This window comes from Savagea serpentis (assembly GCF_015351395.1).
GTDB lineage: Bacteria > Bacillota > Bacilli > Bacillales_A > Planococcaceae > Savagea > Savagea serpentis.
Genome location: NZ_JADKPV010000001.1, coordinates 1041884 through 1068516 on the forward strand (window position 1 = coordinate 1041884; position 26633 = coordinate 1068516).

The 26633-nt window shown below is 40.9% G+C and carries 26 protein-coding genes and 1 other RNA gene; 5 read left to right on the plus strand and 22 right to left on the minus strand.

Annotated features, from left to right (window positions below):
- Positions 1-47: 47 nt before the first annotated feature.
- The 6 genes from IRY55_RS05425 to IRY55_RS05450 form a co-directional block, all read right to left on the minus strand.
- The gene (locus IRY55_RS05425; protein ID WP_194562400.1) at positions 48-1178 is read right to left on the minus strand and encodes a THUMP domain-containing class I SAM-dependent RNA methyltransferase; all 1131 of its coding nucleotides are present in this window, start codon (positions 1176-1178) and stop codon (positions 48-50) included.
- A 104-nt stretch (positions 1179-1282) separates the two neighbouring features.
- Positions 1283-1653, minus strand: an RNA gene (rnpB, locus tag IRY55_RS05430) — RNase P RNA component class B.
- A 46-nt stretch (positions 1654-1699) separates the two neighbouring features.
- A complete protein-coding gene (gene gpsB, locus IRY55_RS05435) occupies positions 1700-2020 on the minus strand; it encodes a cell division regulator GpsB (RefSeq protein ID WP_194562220.1) in 321 nt (106 codons plus the stop codon).
- 72 nt (positions 2021-2092) lie between these two features.
- On the minus strand, positions 2093-3361 hold the full coding sequence (locus IRY55_RS05440) for a ribonuclease H-like domain-containing protein (protein ID WP_194562221.1): 1269 nt from the start codon (positions 3359-3361) through the stop codon (positions 2093-2095).
- A gap of 77 nt (positions 3362-3438) precedes the next feature.
- The gene (locus IRY55_RS05445) at positions 3439-5697 is read right to left on the minus strand and encodes a DEAD/DEAH box helicase (protein WP_194562222.1); all 2259 of its coding nucleotides are present in this window, start codon (positions 5695-5697) and stop codon (positions 3439-3441) included.
- On the minus strand, positions 5694-6035 hold the full coding sequence (locus IRY55_RS05450) for a DUF1798 family protein (protein ID WP_194562223.1): 342 nt from the start codon (positions 6033-6035) through the stop codon (positions 5694-5696). The genes IRY55_RS05445 and IRY55_RS05450 overlap by 4 nt, the downstream gene beginning before the upstream one ends.
- 179 nt (positions 6036-6214) lie before the next feature.
- Here IRY55_RS05450 and recU point away from each other — a divergent pair, with 179 nt between their 5' ends.
- On the plus strand, positions 6215-6817 hold the full coding sequence (recU, locus tag IRY55_RS05455) for a Holliday junction resolvase RecU (protein WP_408015134.1): 603 nt from the start codon (positions 6215-6217) through the stop codon (positions 6815-6817).
- 10 nt (positions 6818-6827) lie between these two features.
- Positions 6828-9467, plus strand: coding sequence for a penicillin-binding protein 1A (locus IRY55_RS05460; RefSeq protein WP_194562225.1), 2640 nt, complete (start codon positions 6828-6830; stop codon positions 9465-9467).
- A gap of 24 nt (positions 9468-9491) precedes the next feature.
- Here the strand turns inward: IRY55_RS05460 and IRY55_RS05465 are convergent, their stop codons facing one another.
- The 16 genes from IRY55_RS05465 to IRY55_RS05540 all read right to left on the minus strand — a co-directional run bounded on the left by IRY55_RS05465 (position 9492) and on the right by IRY55_RS05540 (position 23625).
- The gene (locus IRY55_RS05465) at positions 9492-9860 is read right to left on the minus strand and encodes a YpoC family protein (RefSeq protein WP_194562226.1); all 369 of its coding nucleotides are present in this window, start codon (positions 9858-9860) and stop codon (positions 9492-9494) included.
- Positions 9857-10504: an endonuclease III gene (nth, locus tag IRY55_RS05470; protein WP_194562227.1), complete on the minus strand. Its 648-nt coding sequence runs from the start codon at positions 10502-10504 to the stop codon at positions 9857-9859. Before nth ends, IRY55_RS05465 begins: the two co-directional genes overlap by 4 nt.
- Positions 10505-10518: 14 nt before the next feature.
- Positions 10519-11208 carry a DnaD domain-containing protein gene (locus IRY55_RS05475; RefSeq protein WP_194562228.1) on the minus strand — a complete coding sequence of 230 codons (690 nt, stop codon included), beginning with the start codon at positions 11206-11208 and terminating at the stop codon, positions 10519-10521.
- Positions 11209-11291: 83 nt separating this feature from the next.
- The gene (locus tag IRY55_RS05480; protein ID WP_194562229.1) at positions 11292-12491 is read right to left on the minus strand and encodes a pyridoxal phosphate-dependent aminotransferase; all 1200 of its coding nucleotides are present in this window, start codon (positions 12489-12491) and stop codon (positions 11292-11294) included.
- A gap of 24 nt (positions 12492-12515) precedes the next feature.
- Entirely contained in the window at positions 12516-13010 is a 495-nt protein-coding gene (locus IRY55_RS05485; RefSeq protein ID WP_194562230.1) for a cell wall elongation regulator TseB-like domain-containing protein, read from the minus strand.
- A complete protein-coding gene (dinG, locus tag IRY55_RS05490) occupies positions 12998-15769 on the minus strand; it encodes an ATP-dependent DNA helicase DinG (protein ID WP_194562231.1) in 2772 nt (923 codons plus the stop codon). Before dinG ends, IRY55_RS05485 begins: the two co-directional genes overlap by 13 nt.
- 195 nt (positions 15770-15964) lie before the next feature.
- Entirely contained in the window at positions 15965-16354 is a 390-nt protein-coding gene (gene panD / locus IRY55_RS05495) for an aspartate 1-decarboxylase (protein WP_194562232.1), read from the minus strand.
- On the minus strand, positions 16354-17202 hold the full coding sequence (panC, locus tag IRY55_RS05500; RefSeq protein ID WP_194562233.1) for a pantoate--beta-alanine ligase: 849 nt from the start codon (positions 17200-17202) through the stop codon (positions 16354-16356). Before panC ends, panD begins: the two co-directional genes overlap by 1 nt.
- Complete coding sequence (gene panB / locus IRY55_RS05505) at positions 17199-18038, minus strand: 3-methyl-2-oxobutanoate hydroxymethyltransferase (protein ID WP_194562234.1); 840 nt, start codon at positions 18036-18038, stop codon at positions 17199-17201. The genes panC and panB overlap by 4 nt, the downstream gene beginning before the upstream one ends.
- Before the next feature lie 280 nt (positions 18039-18318).
- Positions 18319-19116 (minus strand): septum site-determining protein MinD, encoded by a 798-nt coding sequence (minD, locus tag IRY55_RS05510; protein WP_194562401.1) that lies wholly within the window; start codon positions 19114-19116, stop codon positions 18319-18321.
- Positions 19116-19787, minus strand: a complete 672-nt coding sequence (locus IRY55_RS05515) for a septum site-determining protein MinC (RefSeq protein ID WP_194562235.1) — start codon at positions 19785-19787, stop codon at positions 19116-19118. Before IRY55_RS05515 ends, minD begins: the two co-directional genes overlap by 1 nt.
- Before the next feature lie 15 nt (positions 19788-19802).
- Positions 19803-20327 carry a rod shape-determining protein MreD gene (mreD, locus tag IRY55_RS05520; protein ID WP_213086645.1) on the minus strand — a complete coding sequence of 175 codons (525 nt, stop codon included), beginning with the start codon at positions 20325-20327 and terminating at the stop codon, positions 19803-19805.
- Positions 20324-21205 carry a rod shape-determining protein MreC gene (gene mreC / locus IRY55_RS05525; RefSeq protein ID WP_194562236.1) on the minus strand — a complete coding sequence of 294 codons (882 nt, stop codon included), beginning with the start codon at positions 21203-21205 and terminating at the stop codon, positions 20324-20326. The genes mreD and mreC overlap by 4 nt, the downstream gene beginning before the upstream one ends.
- A 22-nt stretch (positions 21206-21227) precedes the next feature.
- The gene (locus IRY55_RS05530; RefSeq protein WP_194562237.1) at positions 21228-22244 is read right to left on the minus strand and encodes a rod shape-determining protein; all 1017 of its coding nucleotides are present in this window, start codon (positions 22242-22244) and stop codon (positions 21228-21230) included.
- Between the two features lie 90 nt (positions 22245-22334).
- Positions 22335-23033, minus strand: a complete 699-nt coding sequence (gene radC, locus IRY55_RS05535) for a RadC family protein (protein ID WP_408015125.1) — start codon at positions 23031-23033, stop codon at positions 22335-22337.
- Positions 23020-23625: a Maf family protein gene (locus IRY55_RS05540; protein WP_194562238.1), complete on the minus strand. Its 606-nt coding sequence runs from the start codon at positions 23623-23625 to the stop codon at positions 23020-23022. The genes radC and IRY55_RS05540 overlap by 14 nt, the downstream gene beginning before the upstream one ends.
- A gap of 196 nt (positions 23626-23821) precedes the next feature.
- Here IRY55_RS05540 and IRY55_RS05545 point away from each other — a divergent pair, with 196 nt between their 5' ends.
- From IRY55_RS05545 to IRY55_RS05555, 3 genes are read left to right on the plus strand one after another with little or no spacing between them, the layout of a single operon-like run.
- On the plus strand, positions 23822-24328 hold the full coding sequence (locus IRY55_RS05545) for a type IV pilus modification PilV family protein (protein ID WP_194562239.1): 507 nt from the start codon (positions 23822-23824) through the stop codon (positions 24326-24328).
- Positions 24297-24920 carry a PulJ/GspJ family protein gene (locus tag IRY55_RS05550; protein ID WP_194562240.1) on the plus strand — a complete coding sequence of 208 codons (624 nt, stop codon included), beginning with the start codon at positions 24297-24299 and terminating at the stop codon, positions 24918-24920. The genes IRY55_RS05545 and IRY55_RS05550 overlap by 32 nt, the downstream gene beginning before the upstream one ends.
- A complete protein-coding gene (locus tag IRY55_RS05555; protein WP_194562241.1) occupies positions 24895-26607 on the plus strand; it encodes a hypothetical protein in 1713 nt (570 codons plus the stop codon). The genes IRY55_RS05550 and IRY55_RS05555 overlap by 26 nt, the downstream gene beginning before the upstream one ends.
- Positions 26608-26633: the final 26 nt, after the last annotated feature.

Sequence of the window (26633 nt, forward strand, 5' to 3'; positions counted from 1 at the left end):
GAACTGAGGGTATTCTCGTTGCTTTATATGTTTAAAAACGAATGATTTTACACACGTTTGCCCCAATATTGATAGTAATCGGTGCGAATAAATCCATTGAATAGTTTACGTTTTTTCGTCGCTTTACTGCCGAAGTGTTCTTCAAAATTAGGTAATGATGTTAAAATATACGTGCTCCACGACGGGTGGCTTTCCATAATATAACCGAGCACTTGCGCAATCGCTTCCGCTTCTTCCACTTCACCAAGTCGCTCTCCGTATGGTGGATTTCCGACGAGGACGCCGTTTTCGCCTTGAATCGTAATATCTTTTACAGCACATTGACGCCACGTAATCAAATCTTCGGTAAATCCTGCTTCAATGGCGTTTTCTTGTGCGATGTGAATCATGCGACCGTCGTGATCTGAACCGATAATTTCAAGCGGTTCGTCATATTTGGCAACATCTTCCACTTCTTCATGAACCTGGTCCCAAATCGCTTGCTTCATCCACGGCCATTCTTCCGCTAAAAAATTACGATTGTAGCCTGGCGCAATGTTTTGACCGATCATTGCCGCTTCAATCGGAATTGTTCCAGAGCCGCAAAATGGGTCCATAAATGGACGATGGGAACTCCAACGCGTTAATTTAATTAAAGCAGCAGCTAATGTTTCTTTTAAAGGTGCCCCTCCTTGATCAATTCGGTATCCACGTTTATGTAAACCGACACCACTTGAATCGATTGTCAATGTCACGACATCTTTCAAAATCGATACTTCCAATTTAAATAACGGACCGCTTTCATCTAAAAAACCGATTCGTTTATACGCTTGCTTCATTCGTTCCACAATCGCTTTTTTCGTAATCGCTTGACAGTCAGGCACCGAATATAAGGTCGACTTCACTGATTTGCCTTGAACTGGAAAAGCTGCATCTACTGGTAAATAACGCTCCCATGGCAATGCTTTTGTCTTCTCGAACAATTCATCGAATGTTTTCGCTTTGAATTGCCCGACGACGATGCGAATTCGGTCCGCTACACGACACCACATGTTGGCGCGTGCAATCGCTAATTCATCGCCTTCAAAATAAATTTTTCCGTTCTCTGTTCTCGTTTCATAGCCGAGTTCTCGAATCTCATCAGCAACGAGCGCTTCAAGACCCATCGCTGAAGTCGCAACTAATTGGTACGTCGTCAATTTAATCATCCTCACGTAAAAAAATGTGTCGATAAAGCAGTACTCTTCATCGACACTTTCATTATGCTCTATTTGAGCGTGTTGTAAAATTAGGCTATAAAGCCATTCATAAGCCATGTTCTGTTCCTTCGTACTCCAACGGCTCACGCCTCGTACTCCGGTAGTAATCATCTGTCTGCGAACAAGTTCGCCTCGTTGCTACGTTCAATTCCGCGCAACAAGTGCCCCTACCAAAATTTGGGTTTCTCACTCGTGGGGTTTACCGCGTTCCACCTCATAAGTTTCCTTATGAGCTCGTCTCTGTGGCACTTTCAAGGTGTATGCATAGCGCGACGCCTTAGCATAGGGACCTGCCGTCAGCTCTCACTGCCTAGACTTATTGTTTCATCTAGCACGAACACTACGACCATCTCAGGATCGTGTGAGCATGGACTTTCCTCTACGATGTCTAGCATCGCAGCGATTACTTAAATGACCTTATAGCAACTTTTTATTATACACGAGTTCAGTAAAAACGCAACTTACACGTCCCCGTTTAATTTATCGCCGAAAACATGACGCTCTAAATTTGATAAACGTTTTAAAATATCAAAGTTTGTCGAGCTAACAGGTGGTTGTTTTGGCGAATTAGGTACTGAACGTACTTCGCGTTCAGCCATTTCTTGCATCTCTTTTTCTAAACGTGCATTTTCTTTTTCTAAACGTTCAATTTCAAGTCGAAAGTTTTCATAGTCTTTTACAATTTGATCTAAAAATAGATCCACTTCATCTTTGCTATACCCGCGCAAACTCGTACCGAAATCTTTTTCGATAATTTGTTTTGCATCTAACTTAATCTCCATCTTCAGACGTCCTTCCCTCTTAGATCTAAACTTCTTTTTATTATAGCATAACAATGAGAGAGATGTCGCTTCTTAATCGCTACTTTTATCGCGTTGCTCATGCGCTAGTTTCTTTATAATGCGCGCTTTTCGAGCATGTAATTGTTGGGCGGTATTTTCACGAAAGCGTTGCGTAATCTCTGTCTCTTTCGCCATTAATCGTTCATATGCTTTCGTCGTATACCGTAAAGCTAAAACATACTCTCTCTTTTGATGTTCTGCTATCATCGCACATTGAATACTCGCTTCTACTCCGATGCGATTTGGCAAATGAATCGACCGCTCAAAAAAATCGAACGCTTCTAATGGGCGTCCTTCTTTTTTTAATAATCTTCCCAAATAATAATGAGCAGTCGGTGTCTCCGCTCCATAAGTATCGACAATCTGTTCGAATTGTTGACGACTTTGACCAAATAATTTTAAATCATTCAACCATTTCGCAACATTCACTTCCACGGTGCTCGTGGTTTTCTTTTGTCGTAACACCGTATCCACCGCTTCCCCGTAAAATGTTACAAGCGATAGCAAATCCCATTCATTGTGACGCAAAATATCCATCAAAGCTTGAGGATTTCCACTTTTCACAGCATCTTCGTAAATGATCGGCGCTAAATGTCCAGGGATGTCACCTTCTCTGAAAAAGTCGAGAATCGTTTCTTCCATCCGAACGAGGGAAAAGGAAGCTTGTTCGTCTTTCCAAATACGACGTGCCGCATGTAATAAATCAATGTGTTTATGCTTTTGAAGCCGTGGAAGTTGCTTGCGATGTAATGTCCACCGACTTTCGACCATCGGAACGTCGAAGCTTTTCCCGTTATACGTAACGAGCGTTAAATCTCGTTCGTAAAAACTTGAAGCGTACAAAAAGGCGGCTTCATGATCTGGACTCGGTAGAACATATTGGCTCAATACGAGATCATCTTCTTCCCTCTCTAGAAAGCCGAGGAGAAATATGTACGCACCCGCACCTGAAAGACCTGTCGTCTCCGTATCAAAAAAGACAAGCCGTTCCTTGACGTCCGACTTTAAAGGATGATTATCCTCCACATATGCCCATTGTTCCAATGCTTGAAAAAGGGAACGAAATGTTCGATTGCCATGCCTCGCATCAAGATCGTAACGCTTTTGTTTTAAGTAGACGATGCCATATTCATTTTCAATTTTTTGAAGTCCGGCGCGCAACCAATTTTGCTCATAAGGAGGCGCTGGAATTGCAACAGGTTTTGACTTTTCAACCAACTGTACTTTTTTCTTTTTCACTAATTTTCGACGCATTTCCAATAATCGACTTTCATAACTCATCCACGCACCCTCCTTTTTCTTCAGTATACCTCTTTTCCAAAAAACTACAAAAAAGAACCGCTCGGAAAGCGGCTCTCTCATACTAAACTTCGCAACAATGCTACCGATTTTGCTTTATATGTCGAATGCGCTTGGTCTTGTGCTCCGATACAGCTTGGGCATCCTATTTCACAAGGGCAGTTTTCGATGTGATCGGCCGTCATGTCAAATAGCTCTGGCCATTTTTTAAAGACGGCTTCACTTAATCCGATTCCTCCCGGATAGCTGTCGTACACGAAAATCGTCGGCGTTTCCGTTTCGCTCGCTTTCACTTTCGGCACGACATGAATATCGCTTCGGTCGCAGCTGACGAGTAATGGAATTAAATTTTGAAGCGCATGACTCACATTAATGAGCACATCTGACAGCTGATCATGCGTCCAGTTTTCAGGCGTATCGAAGCTATACCAAGTGCTTGCGGTGTGTAAACTTTCTTCGGGTAAGTTGATAGGTCCTGAACCAATATTATCTCGTTGATCATTGAAAGCAATTTTTTTAAAAATCGTAGGAATCGCCACGACCGCCACATCACCAAAATATGCGGTGCCGTGTGAATATGTCATTTCCTCATCTTCTTCTAAACGATTAAGTTCCACCGCTAAATTCGCATCGGTGAAGTAATCGACATCGACTTCTTTCACATATGCTTTTTTCTCTTCCCAGTCGAGCTCTTCTACTTGAAATTGTGTTCCTTGATGTAAATAAATCGCTTCTTCATGGAGCAATGTCATCGCGCTGAAGCGATCCATTTCTCCGATGACACGTGTTTTCGTTGGAACGGATTGGTCAATGATGACGACATTTTCTTGCGAAGCGGAACGTAAACTAATATCACGCGCTGGAAATTGATCCGTCATCCAATGCCATTTGAGACCTGTTCGAATGAGCACACCTTCTTCCGCTAACATTTCTAGTAAATATTGCACATCAAATTCTCCGTACATTTCATCAAAGGTGAACGGTAACTCAAAAGAAGCGCATTTTAAATGGTCCATCAAAATTAAAATATTATCGGGATGAATTCTCACTTCTTCTGGGCGACGCGCTAATAAATAGTTCGGATGTTGGATGACGTATTGGTCGAGTGGCGTTGATTGAGCGACGAGAATGATGAGCGCATCCTCCCCTCGGCGCCCTGCTCGCCCTGCTTGTTGGAGAGCGCTCGCAATATTTCCCGGATATCCCGTCATAATACAAGCGTCGAGCTGTCCGATATCAATGCCGAGTTCGAGTGCGTTCGTACTGACGACTGTCCGAATCTCTCCGTTACGCAATCCTTTTTCAATATTTCTTCGTTCCGAAGGCAAATACCCTCCCCGATACCCCATAATGGACGAATCGAACAACTTTTGGGCCGTCAACTGTTTTAAATACGTCGTAATCATTTCGACGCGCACGCGACTTCTTGCGAAAATAATCGTTTGAATGTGATCCTCGTATAAACGCTTCGCCAGTTCACGAACTTCTAAAATGGCACTCTTTCGTATGCCGAATGTCGGGTGAACGACAGGCGGATTATAAAACAAGAAAAACTTCCGTCCGGTAGGAGCTCCACTTCGGTCGATCAATTGCATCGACTCATTCGTCAAACTTTCCGCGAGTTCCAACGGATTCGCAATTGTAGCTGACGTACAAATGACGACAGGATTCGCTCCGTAATAACGTGCGATGCGCATTAAACGACGCAATACGTGAGCGACATGGCTGCCGAATACCCCTTTATACGTATGCAATTCATCGATGACGATATACTTTAAATTTTCGAATAAGCTGACCCACTTCGTATGATGGGGTAAAAGTCCAGAATGCAACATATCAGGATTCGTCAACACGATATGTCCAGACTTTCTCACTTTCGTCCGAAGGCCAGGTGGCGTATCCCCATCAAATGTATAAGATAAAATAGACTGTTCCGTCCGTTCAATTAAGTCGTGCAAATCGGCGAGTTGATCTTGTGCGAGCGCTTTTGTTGGAAATAAATAAAGTGCACGCGATGCGGGATTTTCCAATATTTCTTGTAATACTGGTAAGTGATAACAGAGCGACTTTCCACTCGCTGTCGGGGTTACCGCAACAAATGATTGTTTTTTTCGTGCATAGTTAAACGCTTCTGCTTGATGGGTATAGAGTTGTTCGATCCCTTTAGAACGTAATGCTTTTTGTAAATCTTCATGCAATGATTGTGGAAAAGAAGCATACTTTGCCTCTGTCGCTTCCGTCACTTCCAAATGTTGAATATTCGGCCCATATTCTTCGTCACGACGCAACGCTTCAATAAATTGTTCAATCTTACTCATACATTCATCATTTCCTCTAATATTGTTTTCAATGTATATTCAATCGATTGAAGCGATTTTAAAAACATCGCGCGGCTCGTCTTGCGATGATAGGACTGAACCGTTATTTGTTCGAGTGCTTCTTTCGTATGTTGAAGCTGAGGTAAATGAATGTGGCGAGGGGAATTCAATTTCACCCATCTTGTCATTTCAGAAAACCACGTTTCAATTTCAATAAATGATTGCTCACATGCTGGTTGAACTTCTGTATAAAAATCGAGATCGCGCTCTTCTTCTCGCAATTGAAAATAGCGCGTTCGACAATTTTCGATATGTTGTAACATCTTTTCCGTGTGCATCGCATTCGCTTCCCTTCTATAAATGATGCTCATCAATTCATTTTAGCAAACTCTTCATACTTTCTCCATTTCCAACGTAGCAACAAATTGCAACCCAATTCGTCTTATATGTGCTGAATGTTAACAGTTCAAACGTTCGCCTTTTTGCGTTATGATACAAGTGAGGTGATCTTATGGTCATTCGTTATCCGAATGGACGCATTTATCAAAAACAACAACGAGCGAAAACCCGCATCGCTGAACCGTCATTTGCAAATCGTGGACAGACATTAGAACAACAAATTGAAGAAGCAAATCAATACTATTTAGAAAAAGAGCTCGCCATCATTCACAAAAAACCTGTTCCCATTCAAATCGTCAATGTGCACTATCCTGCCCGAAGTGCTGCGCGAATTACGGAAGCGTATTTTAAAACGCCTTCCACAACAGATTTCAACGGCATTTGGAATGGTCATCATATCGATTTTGAAGCGAAGGAAACGAAAAACAAAACTTCTTTCCCTTTAGCGAATATTCACCCGCACCAAGTGGAACATATGGGTAGAGTCGCACGTCAAAATGGTGTCGTCTTTTTCATCTTAAAATTTGCGACACTATCCCGTTATTTTTTGTTTTTTTACGAAGATTTCGAGCCGTTTTGGACGCGAATGTTGCAAGGTGGACGAAAGTCGATTACACTTTCAGAAGTTGAAAACAACAGCTATGAACTGCAAGCAAGTGCATATCCAGAATTGCACTACTTGCCCATTATCGAACAATACATGAAACAAAAAGAAAGGTAGGGACGATCCGATGAGCAATCAACCGACTTCCCGCGCTGAACGTCAACGTCAATTAAAACGACAAAAGCGCAAACAAAAAGGGAAAAAAGGATCTCTTCTCAAAAAAGTAATTAGCCTTATTTTCATCTTAGGAATTGTAGGGTTATTAAGTGGCGGTGCTTTATTTGCTTATTATGCTTCCACTGCTCCTGAACTAGATGAAAAATTATTAAAAGATCCATTAACGAGTGATTTTGTTGACGCTAACGGCAATTTAATTATGAAATTTGGCGCCGAAAAACGAGAATATGTCGAATATAAAGACATTCCTGAAGTGATGGAAAATGCCATTCTTGCAACAGAAGATGTGCGATTTTTTGAACACGGTGGAATCGACTTCTATCGTCTCGGCGGCGCAGTCATTGCGAACTTCCGTGACGGCTTCGGTTCTCAAGGAGCTTCGACATTAACCCAACAAGTGATAAAAAACTCTTTCTCTTGGAAGGATAAAACGTTAAAGCGTAAAGCTCAAGAAGCTTGGCTTGCGCACAAGTTAGAACAAAAATACTCAAAAGAGAAAATTTTTGAAATGTATTTCAATAAAATTTTAATGGGCGGCTCAATTTATGGCTTCGGGACAGGTGCTGAATTCTACTTTGACAAACCATTAAACGAACTCGAATTACACGAAGCGGCATTACTCGCAGGATTGCCACAATCACCGAACGCTTACAACCCATTCCAACACCCTGAGCGAGCGGAAAAACGACGCAATATCGTTTTACTCCTCATGGAAAAACACGGAAAAATTACGAAAGAACAGATGGAAGCGGCACAAGCAATCCCTGTTGAGTCAACACTTGCTCAGCGAGATACAACGACAGCAGGAGGCCAATACGCAGCATATATCGATACGGTCTTACATGAACTAGAAGAACAAGGATTAATGGATGTTTTAGCAGAAGGCGTAACGATTCACACAGCGCTACAGCCAGAAGTCCAAAAAACAGTCGAAAATGCGATTAATCAAGATCAATTGTACGAATCAGATGAAATGGAAGCAGGAATGACCGTCCTCGATACGAAAACAGGAGCGATTGTCGCTGTCGGTGGCGGACGCAACTATTCAGGACGTAACTTCAACTTTGCAACAAAGGAAAATGGGCAGCCCGGATCGGTCATTAAACCTATTTTATCTTACGGCCCTGCCATTGAAAAATTTGGTTGGTCTACGGGACAAGCATTGAAAGATGAACGATACTTTTATAAAGGAACAGACAAAGAAGTACGCAACGTAGACGGCAAGCATCTCGGCACATTGACTTTGCGTGACGCTTTAGCAAAATCACGTAACGTACCTGCTGTCAAAGTATTCGAAGAAGTTGGAGCTACCGATGCTGCAAACTTCGCACGTAAGCTCGGTTTACCTTTTGAAGACGTTCACGCCGCAAATGCATTAGGTGGTGGAGAATATAATTTCTCTACAAAACAAATTGCAGGAGCTTATGCTGCATTCGGAAATGATGGCATTTACACAGAACCTCACGCAGTGAAGCGCATCGTATTCCGCGATGGAACAGAACGTGTATTAACACCAAATCATGAACAAGTGATGCAAAGCTCCACTGCTTATATGATTACGGATGTACTGCGTGATGTTTTAACACGTGGTACAGGAACATTAGCAAATATTTCAGGAGTCGATGTCGCTGGTAAAACAGGAACGACAAACTATCCTGCTGAAATTTTGAAAAAGCATAATATGGAAAGCCATTACGTTCCAGATACGTGGTTTGCCGGCTATTCAGCTGATTATACAATCGCCATTTGGGGAGGGTATAAAAACTATACCGACCCAATTAAAACGTATGATCGTGGTCGCCAAGTACCACAAAATTTATTCCGGAATGTCATGAGCTCTATTTCACATAACACACCGAGAATGAAAAAACCATCTACTGTCACTGAAGCAGATATCGTCTATGGTTCGAATCCTATCGTTCTCGCATCAGCAGCGACACCTGCGAATCTTCGTTCACGTGAATTATTCGTAAACGGCTCCGTACCTGTTGTGGAAGACGAAACTGAAGAAGTGAGTCTCGCTAGTCCGAGCAATTTGACAGCTTCATTAGAAGATGATTCCTATGATATTATATTGAACTGGGATTTTGCTCTTCATGAAGATGACACGAATGACGAAGAAGTTACTTTTGAAGTATCCTACACGATAGATTCAGGAAGTCCCGTTTTAATTACTACCACTACAGAACGACAAGCAGTATTACCGAATGTTTCACTCGGTCATGAATATCATTTCTCTGTCGTCGCAAAACGAGGAGATGAAACGAGTAGCCCAGCGACAACTTCTCTCATACTCGAAGGGGAAATCATTGAAGAGCCTTCCGTTGAAGAACCAGAAGCGCCTGATGTACCTGGTGAAGAAGAAGAGCCAGTAGAACCAAATCAACCTGAAATTCCAGATAACAATAATCAAGGACAAAATAACAATCCGTCAACACCGAATGATAAACCAACTAACCCAAATGATAATCAAGGGAATAAACCAGTAATACCCCCAGAACAACCAAAACCAAAACCAGAACCAACACCACCTGACAAACCACAACCTCCTGTGGAACAAACGCCTGAAACCCCTCCAGGTGACGCATAATAAAAAGGTTAGCATCACTCGATGCTAACCTTTTTGTTCTTTTTCTAACTTTCTTTGTAAACGTGCTTGTTTGGCAAAATGCATCGCCGCTTTTTTTCTCAATTCCTCGAATAGAGCATTTAATTGCACGTAAGCATAATGACTTTTATACTTGGATTTTACGAATTCAATACGTTCTGCTTCATTTAATGGACCGAATACATACCATTCTTCTTCACGTGCTTCGTTCCAAAATGTTCCACCTAATGTGACGAGCGTTTCATAATTTTCAATTTGTGCTTGTAATAAAGCGTGGACAGAAGCATCTCGATTAGCATATTTCACACGTATTTCTTCCTTCACATCTTCCCACTGTTGAAGATGAGCTAAAACAATCGTCTCCAATTCACTCATTTCACTCGCATCCTTTTCTTCCCTTCTCGACATAAATCAAGAAGTGGACATTCTGGACAGTTTGGATTTTGCGCTTTGCAATGGTAACGTCCGAAGAAAATCATGCGATGATGTGTATTTGTCCATTCTTCACGGGGCGTCCAACGCATTAACTTATCCTCTACTTGCATAACATTATCTTTCCACCGACACATTCCAAGACGCTTCGAAACACGTTCAACATGTGTATCGACTGCGAGCGCTGGCACTCCAAAGGCATTGGAAACGACGACATTCGCCGTTTTTCGGCCGACACCAGGAAACTTCGTTAACTCATCCCGATCTTCTGGCAAAATTCCGTTATATTCTGTAATGAGCATTTCACACAGCGCACGAATGTTTTTCGCTTTATTGCGATATAGACCAATCGAGCGAATATCATTTTCTAATTCTTCCAATGATACACGGATGTAATCTTCCGGAGTACGATATTTTTGAAACAATTCTGCCGTCACTTTATTCACATGAACATCTGTCGCTTGTGCCGACAATAAAGTTGCAATTAATAATTCAAATGGGTTTTGATGCACGAGCTCACAATGAGCGTCCGGAAACATCTCTTCGAATACTTGTAAGCAATGTTGCCATTCTGTTTTACGTAACACACCTTCTCCTCCTCTTAATCTTCTAACCAATTATACAACGGAACATTGTTTGATGGGGTTAGTTTCGTTTGAGGAGTTGGAGAGGTATAGGAATATGCTGCTTTCTCAACGTCCTTTAGTGACTTTACATTTTTTCTCTTCCATTCATTTAAAATGGCATTGATGTATTTCAAACTTAATTTCTGTGCCAATACCGCTTCACGTAAAGCCGCTTCAATCACTTCAACTGAATGTTCATCTTCATCTAGCCAAGCACCAATCATTTCACTTTCTAACGGAGAGAGGAGACGTCCAAATTCTTGTTCAAACATTTGATATAGCATTCCTTCGCGTTCTGCTATCGTCTGTTCGCCTTCCTCACTCACTTCATATTCCGTCATATACATAATTTTTTCCCATAAAGGAAGCAATGAATACATTTCATGAAACACACCTTTTGCATCGGTTTGCGAATCGATCGATACTAAATTGCGTTTCATTAAAGATTGTACGAGTGAACTGACGTCTTGCATCGTCACACCGAGTCGCTCCGCTAGTTCAAAATGTGTTGGAAAAGTAATGCCTTCTTCTTGAAACGATTGAATGTGGAGGAGTAACATAGCCTCTTGATCTGTAATGTGCAATTTCGCATAATGTTTAAAAAACAGTTGAGAAATGACGACATTCCCTTGTTCAATCCATAATCGTAATGCTTCTTGTTTCATCTTGCATTCTCCTTCCGTACAAGCTAAAAAACGAACGTCTGTCTTTGCTTCAAGCAAGAAGACGTTCGATCATTGACCAATTTTTATACTGCTTCATTCCAGTTTTGTTCTACATAGTGTGAAATGCGACGAATCGCTTCTTCAATTGCTTCCACATTTGTCGCATAGGAAAGACGAATCGTCGTCGTCGAACCGAATGCGGACCCTGGAATGACAGCTACTTTCGCTTCTTCTAATAAAGCTGCACTGAAATGATCGACAGATGTAAAACCAGTATGTTTCATCGCTTCTGACACATCAGCAAGCAAATAAAAAGCACCCTTCGGCTTGACGATGTGGAAGCCACGAATCGCGTTCGCTTGTGGATATACGCGATTCAATCGCGACTCAAAATCTTGACGCATCTCTTCAACAATGTCTTGAGAACCATTATATGCTGCAATCGCTGCATATTGCGAAGTCGTCGTCGGATTAGATGTTGAATGGCTCGCTAAATCTGTCATCGGACCAATCACTGAAGCATCCCCTGCGACAAAGCCGATACGCCAGCCTGTCATTGAGTGTGACTTCGATACTCCGTTAATAATTAACGTGCGTTCTTTTGCATCGTCGCTCAACTCTGCAATAGAGACATGTTCATTGCCTGCATAAATTAATTTTTCATAAATTTCATCTGATATGATCCAAAGGTCATGGCGTTTTGCAAATTCAGCAATTTCAACGAGTTCTTCTTTTGAATAAATCATACCTGTCGGGTTGCTTGGTGAATTGATGATGAGCGCTTTCGTGCGTTCTGTCACCGCTTCTTCTAATTGCTCGACCGTCACCTTAAACTCCGCATCCGCTGTCGTTTGGATGATGACTGGCGTTCCCTCTGCAAGTTTAATCTGTTCTGTATAGCTGACCCAAAACGGCGCAGGAATAATCACTTCATCGCCTTCGTTTAATAACACTTGGAACAATGTGTAGAGCGCATGCTTCGCTCCGACACCTACCATAATTTCTGAACGTGTGTACGTCAGCTTTTGATCACGTTTCAGCTTCGCGATAATCGCATCTTTCAATTCAGGCAAACCACCTGCTGGCGTATATTTCGTTTTACCTTCTTGCATCGAGCGATAAGCCGCTTGGATAATCGCTTCCGGTGTATTGTAATCCGGCTCTCCCGCTCCGAGTCCGATGACATCGATGCCTTCTGCTTTCATCGCTTTCGCTTTCGCTGTAATGGCCAAAGTTGTCGAGGGGGATAACGTTTCAATTCGTTTTGACAATGTTCTACTCATGACCTATCGTACACTCCTTCAAAATTATAAATTTAATATTCTTTTCCACCATTTGCCGTCTTCAAACAATAAATAGACATAGTTCAGCGTATCATTTTCGCCTTTAAAAACAACCTCCCAAAAGACATGGTCCTCTTCATAACCGAGTTTCGCATGGATGACTTTCTTCACAGGGAATTCTTTTTGAACGGTATCGATCGCTTGTTGTCTTGAAATGCCTTTTGACATTTGAATTGTTTTTAATTTTACAAGGGATTCGTCTAAAATGACAGCACTTTTTTCGTCTTTTTTCTTACCGTAAAGCACATACTGAATATCATTCCCATTATACGTTTCCATACGTTCGACAGATGACAAATACTCTTCTTTTAAAGCGACCGTCTCCGCCTTTTTATCCGCATCAGCGAAAGGGCGTGTCGCTTGAAATAAAATGAGTGCAGTCAATGAAATCACCAGAATCGTGAAAAACACGATGATGAATCGCACCCACTGCCACGTCGAGTTTTTTACTTTTTCCATCGGTCATTTGCACCTCCATACCAATTGGATAATTGACCTACAATCGAATCTACATTCACTTTTCGAATGGGAAGTTGAGGCAAACTATCAATAAAATAATGACCATATTGTTTCGTCTCCAGGCGTTTGTCCAATAAGATAAAACTTGTGCGCCCTTCTGTCCGACGCATTAGACGTGTGAAGCCTTGTCTGAATCGCACGAGCGCTTCTGGCAAGCCGTAATCGTAAAAAGGATGTCCGCCATTCTCACTCGCTAACTGTTCACTACGTAAACGATACAGCGGATCTTTCGGTGATGAAAATGGCAAACGAACGACGATAACCGCTCGTACAGATTCATCGCGAACGTCCAACCCTTCCCAAAATTGATTCGTACCGAATAATAAAGAACCTTCTGTTTGATGAAATAGCTTTAATAATTTTGCAGCACTTCCTGATGTGACGCCTTGCGCAAAAATCGGGTGTTCTTCTAACAATTCACTATCTTGGATAAGGTGAACCGTCTTTTGCAACATTTGTTGACTCGTAAACAGGACGAATACATTTCCCGCTGTCGCATAAGTTGTTTGTACAATAGAATCCGCAACGAGTTCGATATATTCATCTTCTTTCACTTCATCGATTTGTGGCATATCTTCCACAAGCCAAATAGAGGCGTGATCGTAAAAAGAAGAAGGTGCTGGGAATGTTTCAATTGGGACATCTTCTGGTAAGCCGAGCTGTTTCGGAATGAATGATTCATACGAAGGGACACGCAATGTTCCTGACGTCCAAACTATTCCGAAAGACTCTTCTTTTAAGGAATGAACGAATGAACGTAGAAGTGGAGCACTCGTAATCGGTTTTTTTACGAACACTACACTTCCTGGCACGCTCCGTTCATCATATTCAATAAATGTTTCTTCCGTCGATTGAGGAACGACTGTAAAGAGTTCAATCCAATCATCCATCTTCTGCTCGTATTGCGTCACCCAATCTTGCCACTCTTGAACGAATGCCCGTTCTTTCTCCACTAAATATAAATGTTCGAGAGGCTCAATAAACTGTTGAGCTGAACGTAAAAATAGGAACATCGCTTGATGTAAAGATTGAAGCGACAATTGATGGATCACTGTTGCATCTAGATGCACAGTATGTTTCGTAGTACTCGTCCTATTTGGCTTCAACTGCTGCACCAGTTGGCGAATGAATAAATCAAATTGATCGACTAATTGGTCATAAGCTCGTATAAGTTGACGTTTTTTCGACTTGTACGGTTGCTGTTTACGTTCAAATAAAGTCGTTAATCGTGTCAGTAAATCATATTCTCCTTCACCTATTAACTGGCCGATGACATATTTCCAACGCGTATAACGAAATACCGTCTCCACATTGCGCATCGCAATGTTAGACATTTGATGAGCTTCGTCGATAATTAATCCACACGCTTCGTGAATAAAAGGATAAGAATGATTCGCAAGAAGTAATGAATGATTTGTCACGACTAATTGAGCATCTTGCGCTTTACCAACGGCCCTTTGGTGAAAATCAAAAGGCTTCTCTTCCGAGGACAATTCATGTGTGCGTTTACGTATACGGTCTAACAATAATTGACCACCACCCGAAACATTCACTTCAGATAAGTCTCCCGTTTCCGTTTCGCTAAGCCAAACAATCAGTTGTAAAATGGTCAATGTTTCATCGTAGGAATGGTTCGTCACCGTGAGCACTTGCAAAAATTTAGATAAAGAAATGTACTGTTCACGGCCTTTTAAAACGGCCACACGGATAGGTACTTTAAACAATCGGTCTAATTTTTTTATTTCTTTTTCCACGAGCGCATCTACGAGTTCATTCGTATACGTGCTAATGACGACGGGACGTTTCATTTCTTCCGCATACAAAACACTCGGGATCAAATATCCCAATGTCTTCCCAACACCGTTCGGAATTTCCAACGCAACTTCTTGCTTTTGTTTTAAAGCATCGTAAACAGACGTCATATAATTTAACTGAACAGGACGTCGCTCATAGGAAGGATTAATTTCTTGTAAGAGAGCGTATTGCTCGTCCATTTCTAACGGAAAATGCTTTGTCTCTGTCATTCTTATAGGGTGATGAGGCTCTTTTAAAGCGAGCCCTTTATACAATGTAATCGAATGACTTTCGCGCTGTTCTTTTAAACATTCATACAATAAAGTTGAAACATTCGATTTCAAAATAAAAGAATGTTTATGTAAATATTGCAATGTTTGTTTTGGCAATGTATGCATTTTTTTGAGAATTTTCACTAATAATTGAGCGGTTGCGGTCGCATCGTCATCCGCTCGATGCGCATTACCTAACGGGATGCCAAGCTCATCTGCCAATTCCAATAAACGATAGCTAGAGGCGCGTGGGTACATAATTTTCGCTAACTCCACAGTGTCTAACACTTCACCACGCCAACGTTCCAAACCACATCGTTCAAACTCTTGTTGTAGAAATGAAAGGTCAAAGGACGCATTGTGAGCAACGAATACTGTTCCTCGTAATCGCTCATAGACATCTTTCGCATAATGCTCAAACGTCTCGTACGCCGCTACAAGCTCATTTTGAATATTTGTCAATTGCGCAATGAACGCTGGGATCGGCTGCTCAGGATTGACAAATTGATTGTACGTATCGAGTATTTCTCCATCTTGTACACGCACAATCGCGATTTGTATAATTCGATCGCCACGCTTCGCCGAGTGCCCGGTCGTCTCCAAGTCTACTACGGCGTAAATTGGCTTCGTCATAATAATCAACGTCCTTTTCAGTCACTAACTCCGGATCAGTGAACTCATAATGAGCTCACCTCTTCATTTCGACTCTTTTCAAACAGTCGAACTCCATGCAAATTGTATCATATTTTCATTGTTACGGGAAAATTATTACTTCACTCCTCAATTTCAACAAAAAAGTAGACAGCACGTATACTGTCTACTTTACTATTAATAGTCTTCTACTGTCGCATGAGCGCGTTCTTCAATTTTTTGGATGATACAATTGTTCTCATCGACGAGACAGACGACGGGCTCGTAGTTACGAGCTACTTCATCTTCCATCATCATATAGCTCATAATGATGACGACATCTCCTGGTTGTACGAGACGTGCCGCTGCACCGTTCACACAGATGACTCCACTACCACGCTCCCCTTCGATAATGTACGTTTCAAAACGCTCTCCATTGTTATTATTCACAATTTGAACCCGTTCATTTGGTAACATGTTCGCAGCATCTAATAAGTCTCGGTCAATCGTAATACTCCCGACATAGTTTAAGTTCGCTTCTGTCACCGTCGCGCGGTGAATTTTACTATTCAGCATATTGCGGTACATTACATATCCTCCCCTACGATGACATTGTCAATTAAGCGTGTTTTTGAAAATTGAACCGCACATGCGATAATCATCTCTTCACCTAGTCTCGGCTCTGTTAAGCTTGGATAATGTAAAATGCTGACGTAATCGACGACTCCACCCGTCTCTTTTACGAGCGCTTCTTCGATATACGCTTGCACTTCTTCTAAACGTGTACCGCGCGCTAAACGTGCACGACCTTCTCGCAATATTTCATAAATTTTCGGCGCTTTTTGACGCTCTTCTTCTGTTAAATTGACATTGCGTGAACTTTTCGCAAGACCATCTTCTTCGCGTACGATCGACACTCGACGAATCGCTACATCGATATTGAAGTCGTGCACGAATGTTTCGATAATCGCGACTTGTTGCGCATCTTTCAATCCAAAATACGCATAATCAGGTTGCACGATATTAAACAATTTTAAAATAACTTTGAGTACACCGTCGAAATGAGTTGGACGAGATGCCCCGCACATTTTTTTCGCAATCGCTCCTGGAATAATGTGAATCGTCTGTTCTGTCGGATACATTTCTTCCACAGTCGGTGCAAAAATATAATCGACCTTATGCTCTTTCGCCAATGCGGCATCTCGGTCTAAATCTCTCGGATACTCATCGAAGTCTTCATTCGGTCCAAACTGTGCTGGATTGACAAAAATACTCATTATGACAATATCCGCTTCTCGTTTTGCTTGTTCGACGAGCGCTAAATGCCCTTCGTGCAAGTATCCCATCGTTGGAACATAGCCGATTGTCTTCCCCGCTGTTCGCATTTGATTCATGACGCGTCGGACGCCTTGAATCGTATGAATGACAATCGTCATGATAAAACACCTCCGTACAATTGTTGCAGTTCGTCCTCTTCCATTGTAAAATGATGCGCTTCTGATGGAAATGTTTGTTGACGCACGTCGGCAACATATTGCTTCATCGCTTTTTCGACTTGTGTGCCGATATCTCCATACACTTTCACAAATTTCGGTAAACGATGAAGCCCGAATTGAACGATGTCATGAATGACGAGCACTTGACCATCTGTATCTTTTCCAGCTCCAATACCAATGACGGGAATCGATACCGCTTCACTCACTTCTTTCGCCAATTGATGTGGAATGAGCTCTAAAACGAGCATACAAGCACCTGCACGTTCGACTGCTTGAGCATCTTCAATGAGTTGACGCGCTTGACTCGCTGTCTTCCCTTGGACGCGATATCCGCCTTGTACCGCTGCCGATTGAGGCAATAATCCGAGATGCGCGACGATTGGAATTCCTGCTGTCGTAAGACGTTCAATCGAGTCAATCACTTCTCCAGCTCCCTCAACTTTTAACGCATCGGCATTTGTTTCTTGATACATCCGAATTGCGGTTTTCATCGTCTCTTCTTGAGAAATGTGGTACGAGCCGAATGGCATGTCGACGACGACAAATGTATCACGTGCGCCGCGACGCACCGCTTTCGCATGGTGAATCATCTCATCTACTGTAACCGATGCTGTCGATTCATACCCGAGTGCGACCATACCAACTGAGTCTCCAACGAGCAGTAAATCGACATCTGCGCGCTCTGCAAATTGCGCTGTCGGATAATCATACGCCGTCAACATGACAATTTTCTCTCCATTGTCTTTCATTTTACGAAAATTTGTAAGCCCTTTCATTTTTACCCTCTCCTTCACATTGTGGAAGAGTCGAACGATATAAAAAAACCTTCTACTTTTTCAAAAAAAGACAGAAGGATTGCGTATACACGTTCATTCTTCCGTCCCTGTCACTCACATGATCAAGGCAGATTATTAATTTTATGTTTTTACTAAAAATGATAGTGTAATTCTCCAAGAGATATTACCTATCGCACTCACTATAGCAAAACTTTCTTGAAAAGTCATCTTTTTTTCAATTAAAAAATGACAAGTTTTCCGACTTGTCATTTTTTGTATATTACTTTGTAAATAACGATTTTAATTTACTGAAAAACCCTGGTGATTCTTCTTCAATGTTCATTAATGGAACAGATTCGCCTAAAATACGACGAGCGATATTGCGATAACCAATTGATGCACGACTAGAAGGGTCTAATACAATAGGCTCTCCTTTATTCGACGAAGCAATGACCGATTCATCATCGACGACAATCCCTAAAAGATCGATTGATAAATGCGTCGTAATCTCGTTGACATCTAACGCCTCGCCCCGCGCCATTAAATTGCGCTTAATACGGTTAATGACGAGCATCGGATGGGGAATATCCTCTTGCTCTAACATACCGATGATTCGATCTGCATCACGCACTGCTGAAATTTCAGGCACTGTGACGACAATCGCACGGTCTGCACCTGCCACCGCATTTTGATAACCTTGCTCAATCCCTGCAGGACTATCGATTAACACATAATCAAACTCTTGTTTTAACTCTTGAATAAGCGCTCCAACTTGTTCTGGAGAAACGGCTAATTTATCCCGCGTCTGCGCAGCAGGTAACAAGTATAATCCATCTTCAAAACGCTTATCTTTTACGAGCGCTTGATGCAATTTACAACGCCCCTCAATGACATCGACTAAATCATAAATGATTCGATTTTCGAGTCCGAGTACGACGTCTAAATTACGCAAGCCGATATCTGTATCAACGAGACAAACCCGTTGATCATTTAAAGCGAGTGCTGTCCCAATATTTGCAGAAGCCGTCGTTTTACCGACGCCTCCCTTTCCTGATGTAATGACAATCGCTTCTCCCATCATTGAAAACCTCCTATTCGTGTCATCAAATCCGGACGAGCTAGTCGTAAATCTTTCAACTCACTCATCGTCATTTGTCCGTTATCTAATAAATGGACGCACTCCATTCGATTCGCATGAAGCAATAGTGATGAATCTTCATTGACAAGCTCTGTCACATCCGCAATCATTAAATGAGTCGGGTCCATATGAGAAGCGACGATGACTGATTTAACATCTCCTGCCGCTCCGGCATGTGCCGCTCCTTTTAATTGACCGAGTATAAATATATTACCATTTGCAACGACTTTACCGTTCGGATTAATATCTCCAATGATGACGATATCGCCTTCTGCCTGCAAAACTTGTCCTGAACGAACGATGCCAATATATTGTTCCGTCTTCAACTTCTCTACTTCACGACGGCAGAGCTCCTTCGTCACGACAAAGCTATCGTATTCACGCACAGTGAAATACGCGCTTTGTTGAAAGAGCGTTTCGATTTGTTTAATCATTTCTTCAGAACAGTAACGATAACCTAGATGGACGTCTACTTCAATTTTCTCTGCGACACGTTCATCGGTTAAAAAACGCTCTAAGCTACTCAATAATTGTTCAAATGTACAAGAATCATTCAAATGAATAATTAACCCATCTCTCGTACCTTTCATCGTGACATGTTTTGTGGGCATACGATAACCTCCGTCTTACATCGCTGGTTCAAGCGCTTGCTTTCTCTTCACAATAAACCAACGGATAATATAGCCAAACAATACGATAAATAAAAAGTTACCAATTGTTGTAGGAATGAGACGACTATGTAAAAATTGGTCGAAATTCATTCCTGTGAAACCAATGGCAGCTGCGAATAAAAAAGATAATACTTCTAACATCACTAATAATGCAATTGCTAAAAATAAAACAAAAACAGTATATTTATGGACATACTTAATGATTACAGCTGCTAAATATGCGATAAACGGATAAATGAATGTATATATACCAATCATATCAATATGATACATATCATACAACAATCCGAAGACCACTCCATAAATCATCGCTGTTTTTTTAGAATCATATACGGCCAATAAAATGAGAAAAACTGCAAAAAAGTGAGGAACGAGTATGTATCGCTCTCCATTAATTTGAAGGGGAGAAAACAAACTAAATGTCGGTTCAATAAAAAAGAGTGAAGCAGCAATAATCGGAACGAGTATACGAAATATCATTCTTTAGCTGCCTCCTCTTCCCCTTCATCAACGCTGCTTGTCACCGTATCCACGGAACGCTTCGTAATGACGACATGATCGAGCATTTTAAAGTTTGCGGCTGGCTCGATATAAGCAAGCTTCGTTAAACCATAATCATCCGTCGACACTTCTTTCACTTCTCCGATCAACAAACCTTTCGGGAAAATGCCTCCTAAACCAGATGAAATAATCTTCTGTCCTTCTTTCACTTCTAAATTCGAGTCAATACGTTTCATGACGAGTTGCTCACGCGTTTTATCATATCCTTCAATCAAACCGAATATTTCTTCTCCAGCTACCATCGCTGAAACACGGAATAATTGGTTCTCCGTAGAAATAAGTTCAATTGTCGCTGTGAGAGGGGTCGTTAAAACCACTTTACCTATCAATCCTTGAGACGTGATAACCGCCATATTTTTCGTGACCCCATCCGACTCTCCTTTATCGACGACGACGCGTTCTTCCCATTGATCAGGATTTCGCGAAATAACTGTAGCATAAATCGGTTCATATGCACTTAAATTGGAAGCTTCATTCACAAGTTTACGAAGTCGTTCATTCTCACTTTCGAGCTCGATTAACTTCGCTTCATTCATCGCATAATGTTCCAAACGTGTTTTCAATTGCTTATTTTCATCGAATGTCGCAATAAGTCCCTCAATGTCGGCCAGTTTACTAGTAAAAAAATGAGCCGGCTTCGAAAAGACAGATTGTCCGAAGCCGACGACATCTTTCACTACTTGTTCTGCCAAGTTTGCTTGCTGGCGCCCTTTTAACGTTACTGCTAAAAGTGCAACGAGGGTGATGACGACTATAAACAAAACGATGAGACGTTTATCTGCTAAAAATCGTCGCATCCCTTTCGTCTCCTTTCAACCATTAACGAGTTTGCATTTTTTTAATGAGTTCAAAATTATCGAGCGCTTTCCCGGTTCCGATTGCTACACAGTCCAGTGGTTCTTCGGCGATAAATACAGGCATATTCGTCTCGTCTGAAATGACACGATCTAAGTTTTTAAGCAATGCGCCACCTCCTGTAAGAACGATGCCGCGCTCCATAACGTCTGCAGCCAATTCTGGTGGTGTCGCTTCAAGCGTCTTCTTCACACCTTCAATAATTTGAGCGATTGCTTCTTTCAATGCGCTCGTAATTTCAGTCGAATTCACTTCTAACGTTTTTGGTAAGCCTGTTAATAAATCACGACCGCGAATATCCATCGTTTCTTCAACATCTAATTCTTTCGCTGATCCGATTTCCATTTTAATCGCTTCCGCTGTACGCTCGCCGATTGTTAAATTATAATGCTTGCGAATATATGCGATAATCGAATGATCCATCACATCTCCACCTACACGAATCGAATCGCTCGTGACGATACCACCGAGTGAAATAACAGCTACTTCTGTCGTTCCGCCACCGATATCAACGACCATACTTCCCGTTGGCTCCCATACAGGCAAGCTTGCTCCAATTGCTGCTGCAAATGGCTCTTCAATCGTGAAAGCATCTTTCGCTCCCGCTTGGCGTGCCGCATCGATTACTGCACGTTGTTCTACAGATGTAATCCCGAACGGAACACAAATCATAACATTCGGCTTTTTCCATGCGCCACCTGCTACTTTTGCTGCTTCTGTCATATAATGCTCTAACATCGCTTTCGTAATTTCAAAATCTGCAATGACGCCATCTTTCATCGGGCGTGTTGCCACGATTGAACCTGGTGTACGACCAATCATATTACGCGCCGCGCTACCTACTGCTACAATTTCATTCGTATTTAAGTTTTTCGCAACCACCGATGGTTCGCGTAAAACAATCCCTTTTCCTTTAATAAAAACTAGTGTATTTGCTGTGCCGAGGTCAATCCCGACGTCTTTTCCTCCGAATCCAAACAAATGAGTTCTTCCTTTCTCCTACGAGTACGTTCACTCTTCATCAATTACTACATGAAACATTATATAGGAAAGATGAATAAATTTACAGTGTCACATATACCCTTTCTCTTTTAAACTTACAAAATTAAAATTTCCGATAATAATATGGTCGATTACTTCGATTCCAATAATGCGCCCCGCGTCTACGAGTCGCTTCGTCACTTCAATGTCTTCCGGACTTGGATCTGGTATACCAGAAGGATGATTGTGCATGACGATGATAGAAGCTGCTGCTCGTTTCACTGCTTCTTTAAATAATTCACGCGGATGAACGATGGATGAATTTAACCCACCGATGAAAATCGTTTGTTTATGCAGGATTTCATTTTTTACATTGAGAAACAATGCGACAAAATGTTCCTGCTCTAAACCTGATAACTCTGTCATCATATACGATGCGGCATCTTTTGGCGAGCGAATCGTATAACGTTCTTCCTCTTGCTTACTCAAAACACGACGTCCAAGCTCAATCGCCGCCAATATTTGGACCGCTTTCGCCTCTCCGATTCCTTTTACATTCATCAATTCTTCTATCGTCACGTGACGCAATTGCTGAATCATACCAAATTGCTTCAACAATTCATTCGATAAATGGAAGACAGACTGCTCTTTCGTCCCTGTGCGCAATAAAATGGCGATAAGTTCTTGATTGGATAAGCTCGTCGCTCCTTGACGGATGAGACGTTCGCGCGGACGGTCTGCTCTGCGCAAATCACGAATCATCAACAACTCTTTTTCATGTGTAGGCATGGACATCACCTATCGTAATGAGTTGTAATGCTCGCAGTTCACGCACCAGTCTCGTGAGGGGTAGACCGACGACATTATGGTAATCTCCTTCGATTTTCGCAACGCATAACGCGCCGAGCGTCTGAATACCATAAGCACCTGCTTTATCTAAACTATCACCTGTTTCCACATATGCACGAATCATCGCTTCATCGAGCGCATGGAAATGGACGATTGTTCTTTCATAAAAGCGGTGCGTTTGTCCTTCGTACGAAATGGCGACTCCTGTCATGACATCATGCGTCCTGCCACTGAGCAAGCGCAAATAAAATGCCGCCTCTTCTTTCGTTTTAGGCTTAGGCAATAACTTTCCTTGTAAAGACACAATCGTATCCGCACCGATGACGACCTTGTCTCGATGATTTTCCGCAACCGCTTCCGCTTTCCCTTGCGCTAAACGCATGACATAATTTTCGACGGATTCATCCGCTTGACGCCCACCTTCCTCCATATTAGAGACGACGATTTCAAAAGGAAGTTCCAACATTCCAAAAATCTCTTTTCTTCTCGGTGATTGTGAAGCGATCATCCACTTTTTATCTGTTTGTAACATGAACATTCTCCTCTCTACTTCATTATAAATGTTTCAAAATATTTTATGATTTTTTGTTCAATTTTAAGTTTCAAAAGGAGAATCATAGACATTATTCCCTTATTTAAAAACTTTTCCAATACTATTCTAATAATACCACAGCATGTGATATAATAACTATTTATAAGGAGTTTAAATAAAAATGGGGGGATATTTTTTGAATAAACAGGAAAAAGGTTTCACATTAATCGAAGTTTCAGCAGCTCTATTAATCATCTCTTTTATTTTATTAGGTATTTTATCATTGATGCAATCTACTAAAAAGCTATCAGCTGAAAACGTTGACCAACTCGTCATGACAAGTTTCGCGACAGGGAGTTTAAAACGCTTTTTAGATCATCCAGAACTTTATATCCCAACGGATGCCATCATCGACTCTTCGTGCAATAAAGTTAAAAAAATAAATTGTTACTTCGATACTCTCAAATTTCCAAGTTCATTCGATGTCAATCACCCTAGCATTTCGAAAGATTTATATCACTTGCAAGCTAACGATCAAAACTACTTTTTAAAAATTACATTAACACAAGATGTTTCTGAAAAAAACAAAGAACTGATTAATGTAGTTCTATTTGTATCAAAAGATCAAAATTTTAATAAAGGTCGCGTAAAAGTGGAGGGATATTTAAGCTATGCTGAAAATAAAGAAGCGCCTAAAAATTAAACATGATTTAAGGAAAGCAGAAGGATTTACTTTAGTCGAAGTGACAATCGCCCTCGCCCTTCTAAGTGTCATCGCTATTTTTTCCTTCGCTAGTTTATACTATTTCTCAGAATATAATAAGCGAGTCCAAGAAGAAAGTGAGATACATCGTGAAGCTAACTTAATCATCTCCTCAATCATCGACGATATGTTTCCAGTAAAAGACAATGAACTCGACCTTACGAAAAATAAAAGTGTGTTTTTAAATAATACGGAAAAAGAACCAATTAACACGAGATTTGTAGTTCAACCAAAGACAAAAGAGAACCCATCTATACTACCTTCTTTTCAAGTAGGTTTTACACCTGAAGGAGTTCAACTAAAAGATCAAACGTTAAATACAACCTATTTAGTTACACCTCCAAACACAGAAGAGGGAGAGTTTTCTTACATTGAACAAATTGACAGTTCTAACCATTACAAAATCTTTTTAAAAATGAAAGGAGAATATACTGCACCTACATTTACAACTTATTTGCGTCTAATTGAAGAAGTAGATTTTAATACGAAAGGGGAAGAGGTAAAAAATGAACAAATATATAAAAGAAAATAATGGCTTCGGCTTCTTTTTAACATTTTTAATATTAGCTCTAGGGATTATCATTAGTACGACGCTTCTTATGACGGTTATGACAGATTCTAAAGCGACATCTAAAAATTTAGGGAAGACGCAAGCGAAAGACTTAGCCATAAAAGGTGTTGAATCAGCAGCCTATTCTTTAAACGAAGAAATTAGTAAAAATTTCAAAAATAAAAAAGCTGGGATTAGCTACGATGAATATATCAAGTTATTGAATGAAGAATTTAAAAAAAGACTTTGTACGACGAATGAACACTTTCAATCAGCTAGCGAAACAGGGACTTTTGAAGTTTGTATCGATGGCGAGCCCGAACTTTATAAATACGGGGAAATCGATTATAAAAGCGCAACTTATAAAGTGAAATTTAAATCGACTGGTATTAGTAAAAGCGGAGAAACAGAAACGACTTATAAAACGATGTTGATCGGATCAGAAGGATTTCCTGAAGCTTTACGATTTGCATTAAGTACTTACAACTTCAATAATACCAAGAGAAATGGTAATGGTAATTTATATTTACATGGCTCGACTGACATTCAAGGAGATATAAAAGTTGATCAAGACTTAATTGTTTCATCATTCGGTTCCTATTTAATGGGCCAAAGATACTGGATCGAAACAGGTTTACCTATGATTTCTCCTATAGGAAACAATGATTTTTCAAAAATTACGGTTGGAGGAAATTTATATCGATATAAAAACCCTACTCCGCTACGCTATAACTATACAGGAAATGAAGTGTATCTCAACCATATCTCTCAAAGTTATTTTAACTCTCGAGATTATATTGAAACTAAAAATATCGAAGATTTATTCAGAACTAAAAAGAAAGGACAAGTGCTACGTGTCACAAGAGAAGGTACACGCAACGCAATAGATATCGGACAACAAATACAAATTAATCAAATACTACCTTCAACACTGAAAGAATATAATTTACACCTTAATCAAATTCAAACTTGTCGGGATGGTCGGTCTTCTTACAAATGCTATACATCCCAGCCTAAAACATATAGTTTCAACCATGATGAAAGTCGTGTTTTTGTAAAAGGTCAACTCTACATTGGTCATCCGAATAACGCACCAAAAGCTCAGCTTACAGTACAAGGAAACTCCAACACTGGATTAGGTGTAACATTTTATGTAGAGGGAGATGTCATTATCAATAATGTAAATTTGACATCAAATATGCTCATTTATACGACTGGGAAAGTAACAATTCGTGAATCCACTATTAAAGGCGTTAATCTGTCTTCAAGTCCTGATTCTGAAATTCAAAAACTCGAAAGTGGAACATTAATTATTTTTGCAAAACAAAATATTGATATAGCAAACAACTCACTATATTCCAATACCCCCTCTCAGATTAAAGGATTTTTCTTAACGGAAGAAAACATTGAAATGTATGGAGCAGGTTCTAACATTGAATTGAATGGTGGTATTTCAGCTAACCGGATTGTTTTAAATACATTAAGTGCGCGCTTCCCTAATGAAAATAAAGCGGATAACGACTATACATCCTATGTTTCTTCCAACAATGAGCCACGTTTAAAAGTACATTACGACCCGTATTTAATCGAATCATACTTAAAACTATACCCACCAGAGCCAGTCTTCTACGGTCCAGATGTGCCCATCGAATACGAAATTGCTTCATAACGAAAAAGCTTAGGCGCTCAATAAGA

Bases quoted from the DNA above. Each gene is read 5' to 3' on its own strand.
- IRY55_RS05440 (WP_194562221.1), bottom strand. From the start codon at position 3,361: ATGAGTTATGAAAGTCGATTATTGGAAATGCGTCGAAAATTAGTGAAA.
- minD (WP_194562401.1), bottom strand. From the start codon at position 19,116: ATGGGAGAAGCGATTGTCATTACATCAGGAAAGGGAGGCGTCGGTAAA.
- panB (WP_194562234.1), bottom strand. From the start codon at position 18,038: ATGAAAGGGCTTACAAATTTTCGTAAAATGAAAGACAATGGAGAGAAA.
- IRY55_RS05555 (WP_194562241.1), top strand. From the start codon at position 24,895: ATGAACAAATATATAAAAGAAAATAATGGCTTCGGCTTCTTTTTAACA.
- IRY55_RS05480 (WP_194562229.1), bottom strand. From the start codon at position 12,491: ATGAGTAGAACATTGTCAAAACGAATTGAAACGTTATCCCCCTCGACA.
- radC (WP_408015125.1), bottom strand. From the start codon at position 23,033: ATGCCTACACATGAAAAAGAGTTGTTGATGATTCGTGATTTGCGCAGA.
- IRY55_RS05515 (WP_194562235.1), bottom strand. From the start codon at position 19,787: ATGCCCACAAAACATGTCACGATGAAAGGTACGAGAGATGGGTTAATT.
- panC (WP_194562233.1), bottom strand. From the start codon at position 17,202: ATGACGATTGTCATTCATACGATTCAAGGCGTCCGACGCGTCATGAAT.
- IRY55_RS05465 (WP_194562226.1), bottom strand. From the start codon at position 9,860: ATGAGTGAATTGGAGACGATTGTTTTAGCTCATCTTCAACAGTGGGAA.
- gpsB (WP_194562220.1), bottom strand. From the start codon at position 2,020: ATGGAGATTAAGTTAGATGCAAAACAAATTATCGAAAAAGATTTCGGT.
- IRY55_RS05450 (WP_194562223.1), bottom strand. From the start codon at position 6,035: ATGCACACGGAAAAGATGTTACAACATATCGAAAATTGTCGAACGCGC.
- mreC (WP_194562236.1), bottom strand. From the start codon at position 21,205: ATGCGACGATTTTTAGCAGATAAACGTCTCATCGTTTTGTTTATAGTC.
- panD (WP_194562232.1), bottom strand. From the start codon at position 16,354: ATGTACCGCAATATGCTGAATAGTAAAATTCACCGCGCGACGGTGACA.
- IRY55_RS05550 (WP_194562240.1), top strand. From the start codon at position 24,297: ATGCTGAAAATAAAGAAGCGCCTAAAAATTAAACATGATTTAAGGAAA.
- IRY55_RS05540 (WP_194562238.1), bottom strand. From the start codon at position 23,625: ATGTTACAAACAGATAAAAAGTGGATGATCGCTTCACAATCACCGAGA.
- mreD (WP_213086645.1), bottom strand. From the start codon at position 20,327: ATGATATTTCGTATACTCGTTCCGATTATTGCTGCTTCACTCTTTTTT.
- IRY55_RS05475 (WP_194562228.1), bottom strand. From the start codon at position 11,208: ATGAAACAAGAAGCATTACGATTATGGATTGAACAAGGGAATGTCGTC.
- dinG (WP_194562231.1), bottom strand. From the start codon at position 15,769: ATGACGAAGCCAATTTACGCCGTAGTAGACTTGGAGACGACCGGGCAC.
- IRY55_RS05485 (WP_194562230.1), bottom strand. From the start codon at position 13,010: ATGGAAAAAGTAAAAAACTCGACGTGGCAGTGGGTGCGATTCATCATC.
- IRY55_RS05460 (WP_194562225.1), top strand. From the start codon at position 6,828: ATGAGCAATCAACCGACTTCCCGCGCTGAACGTCAACGTCAATTAAAA.
- IRY55_RS05445 (WP_194562222.1), bottom strand. From the start codon at position 5,697: ATGAGTAAGATTGAACAATTTATTGAAGCGTTGCGTCGTGACGAAGAA.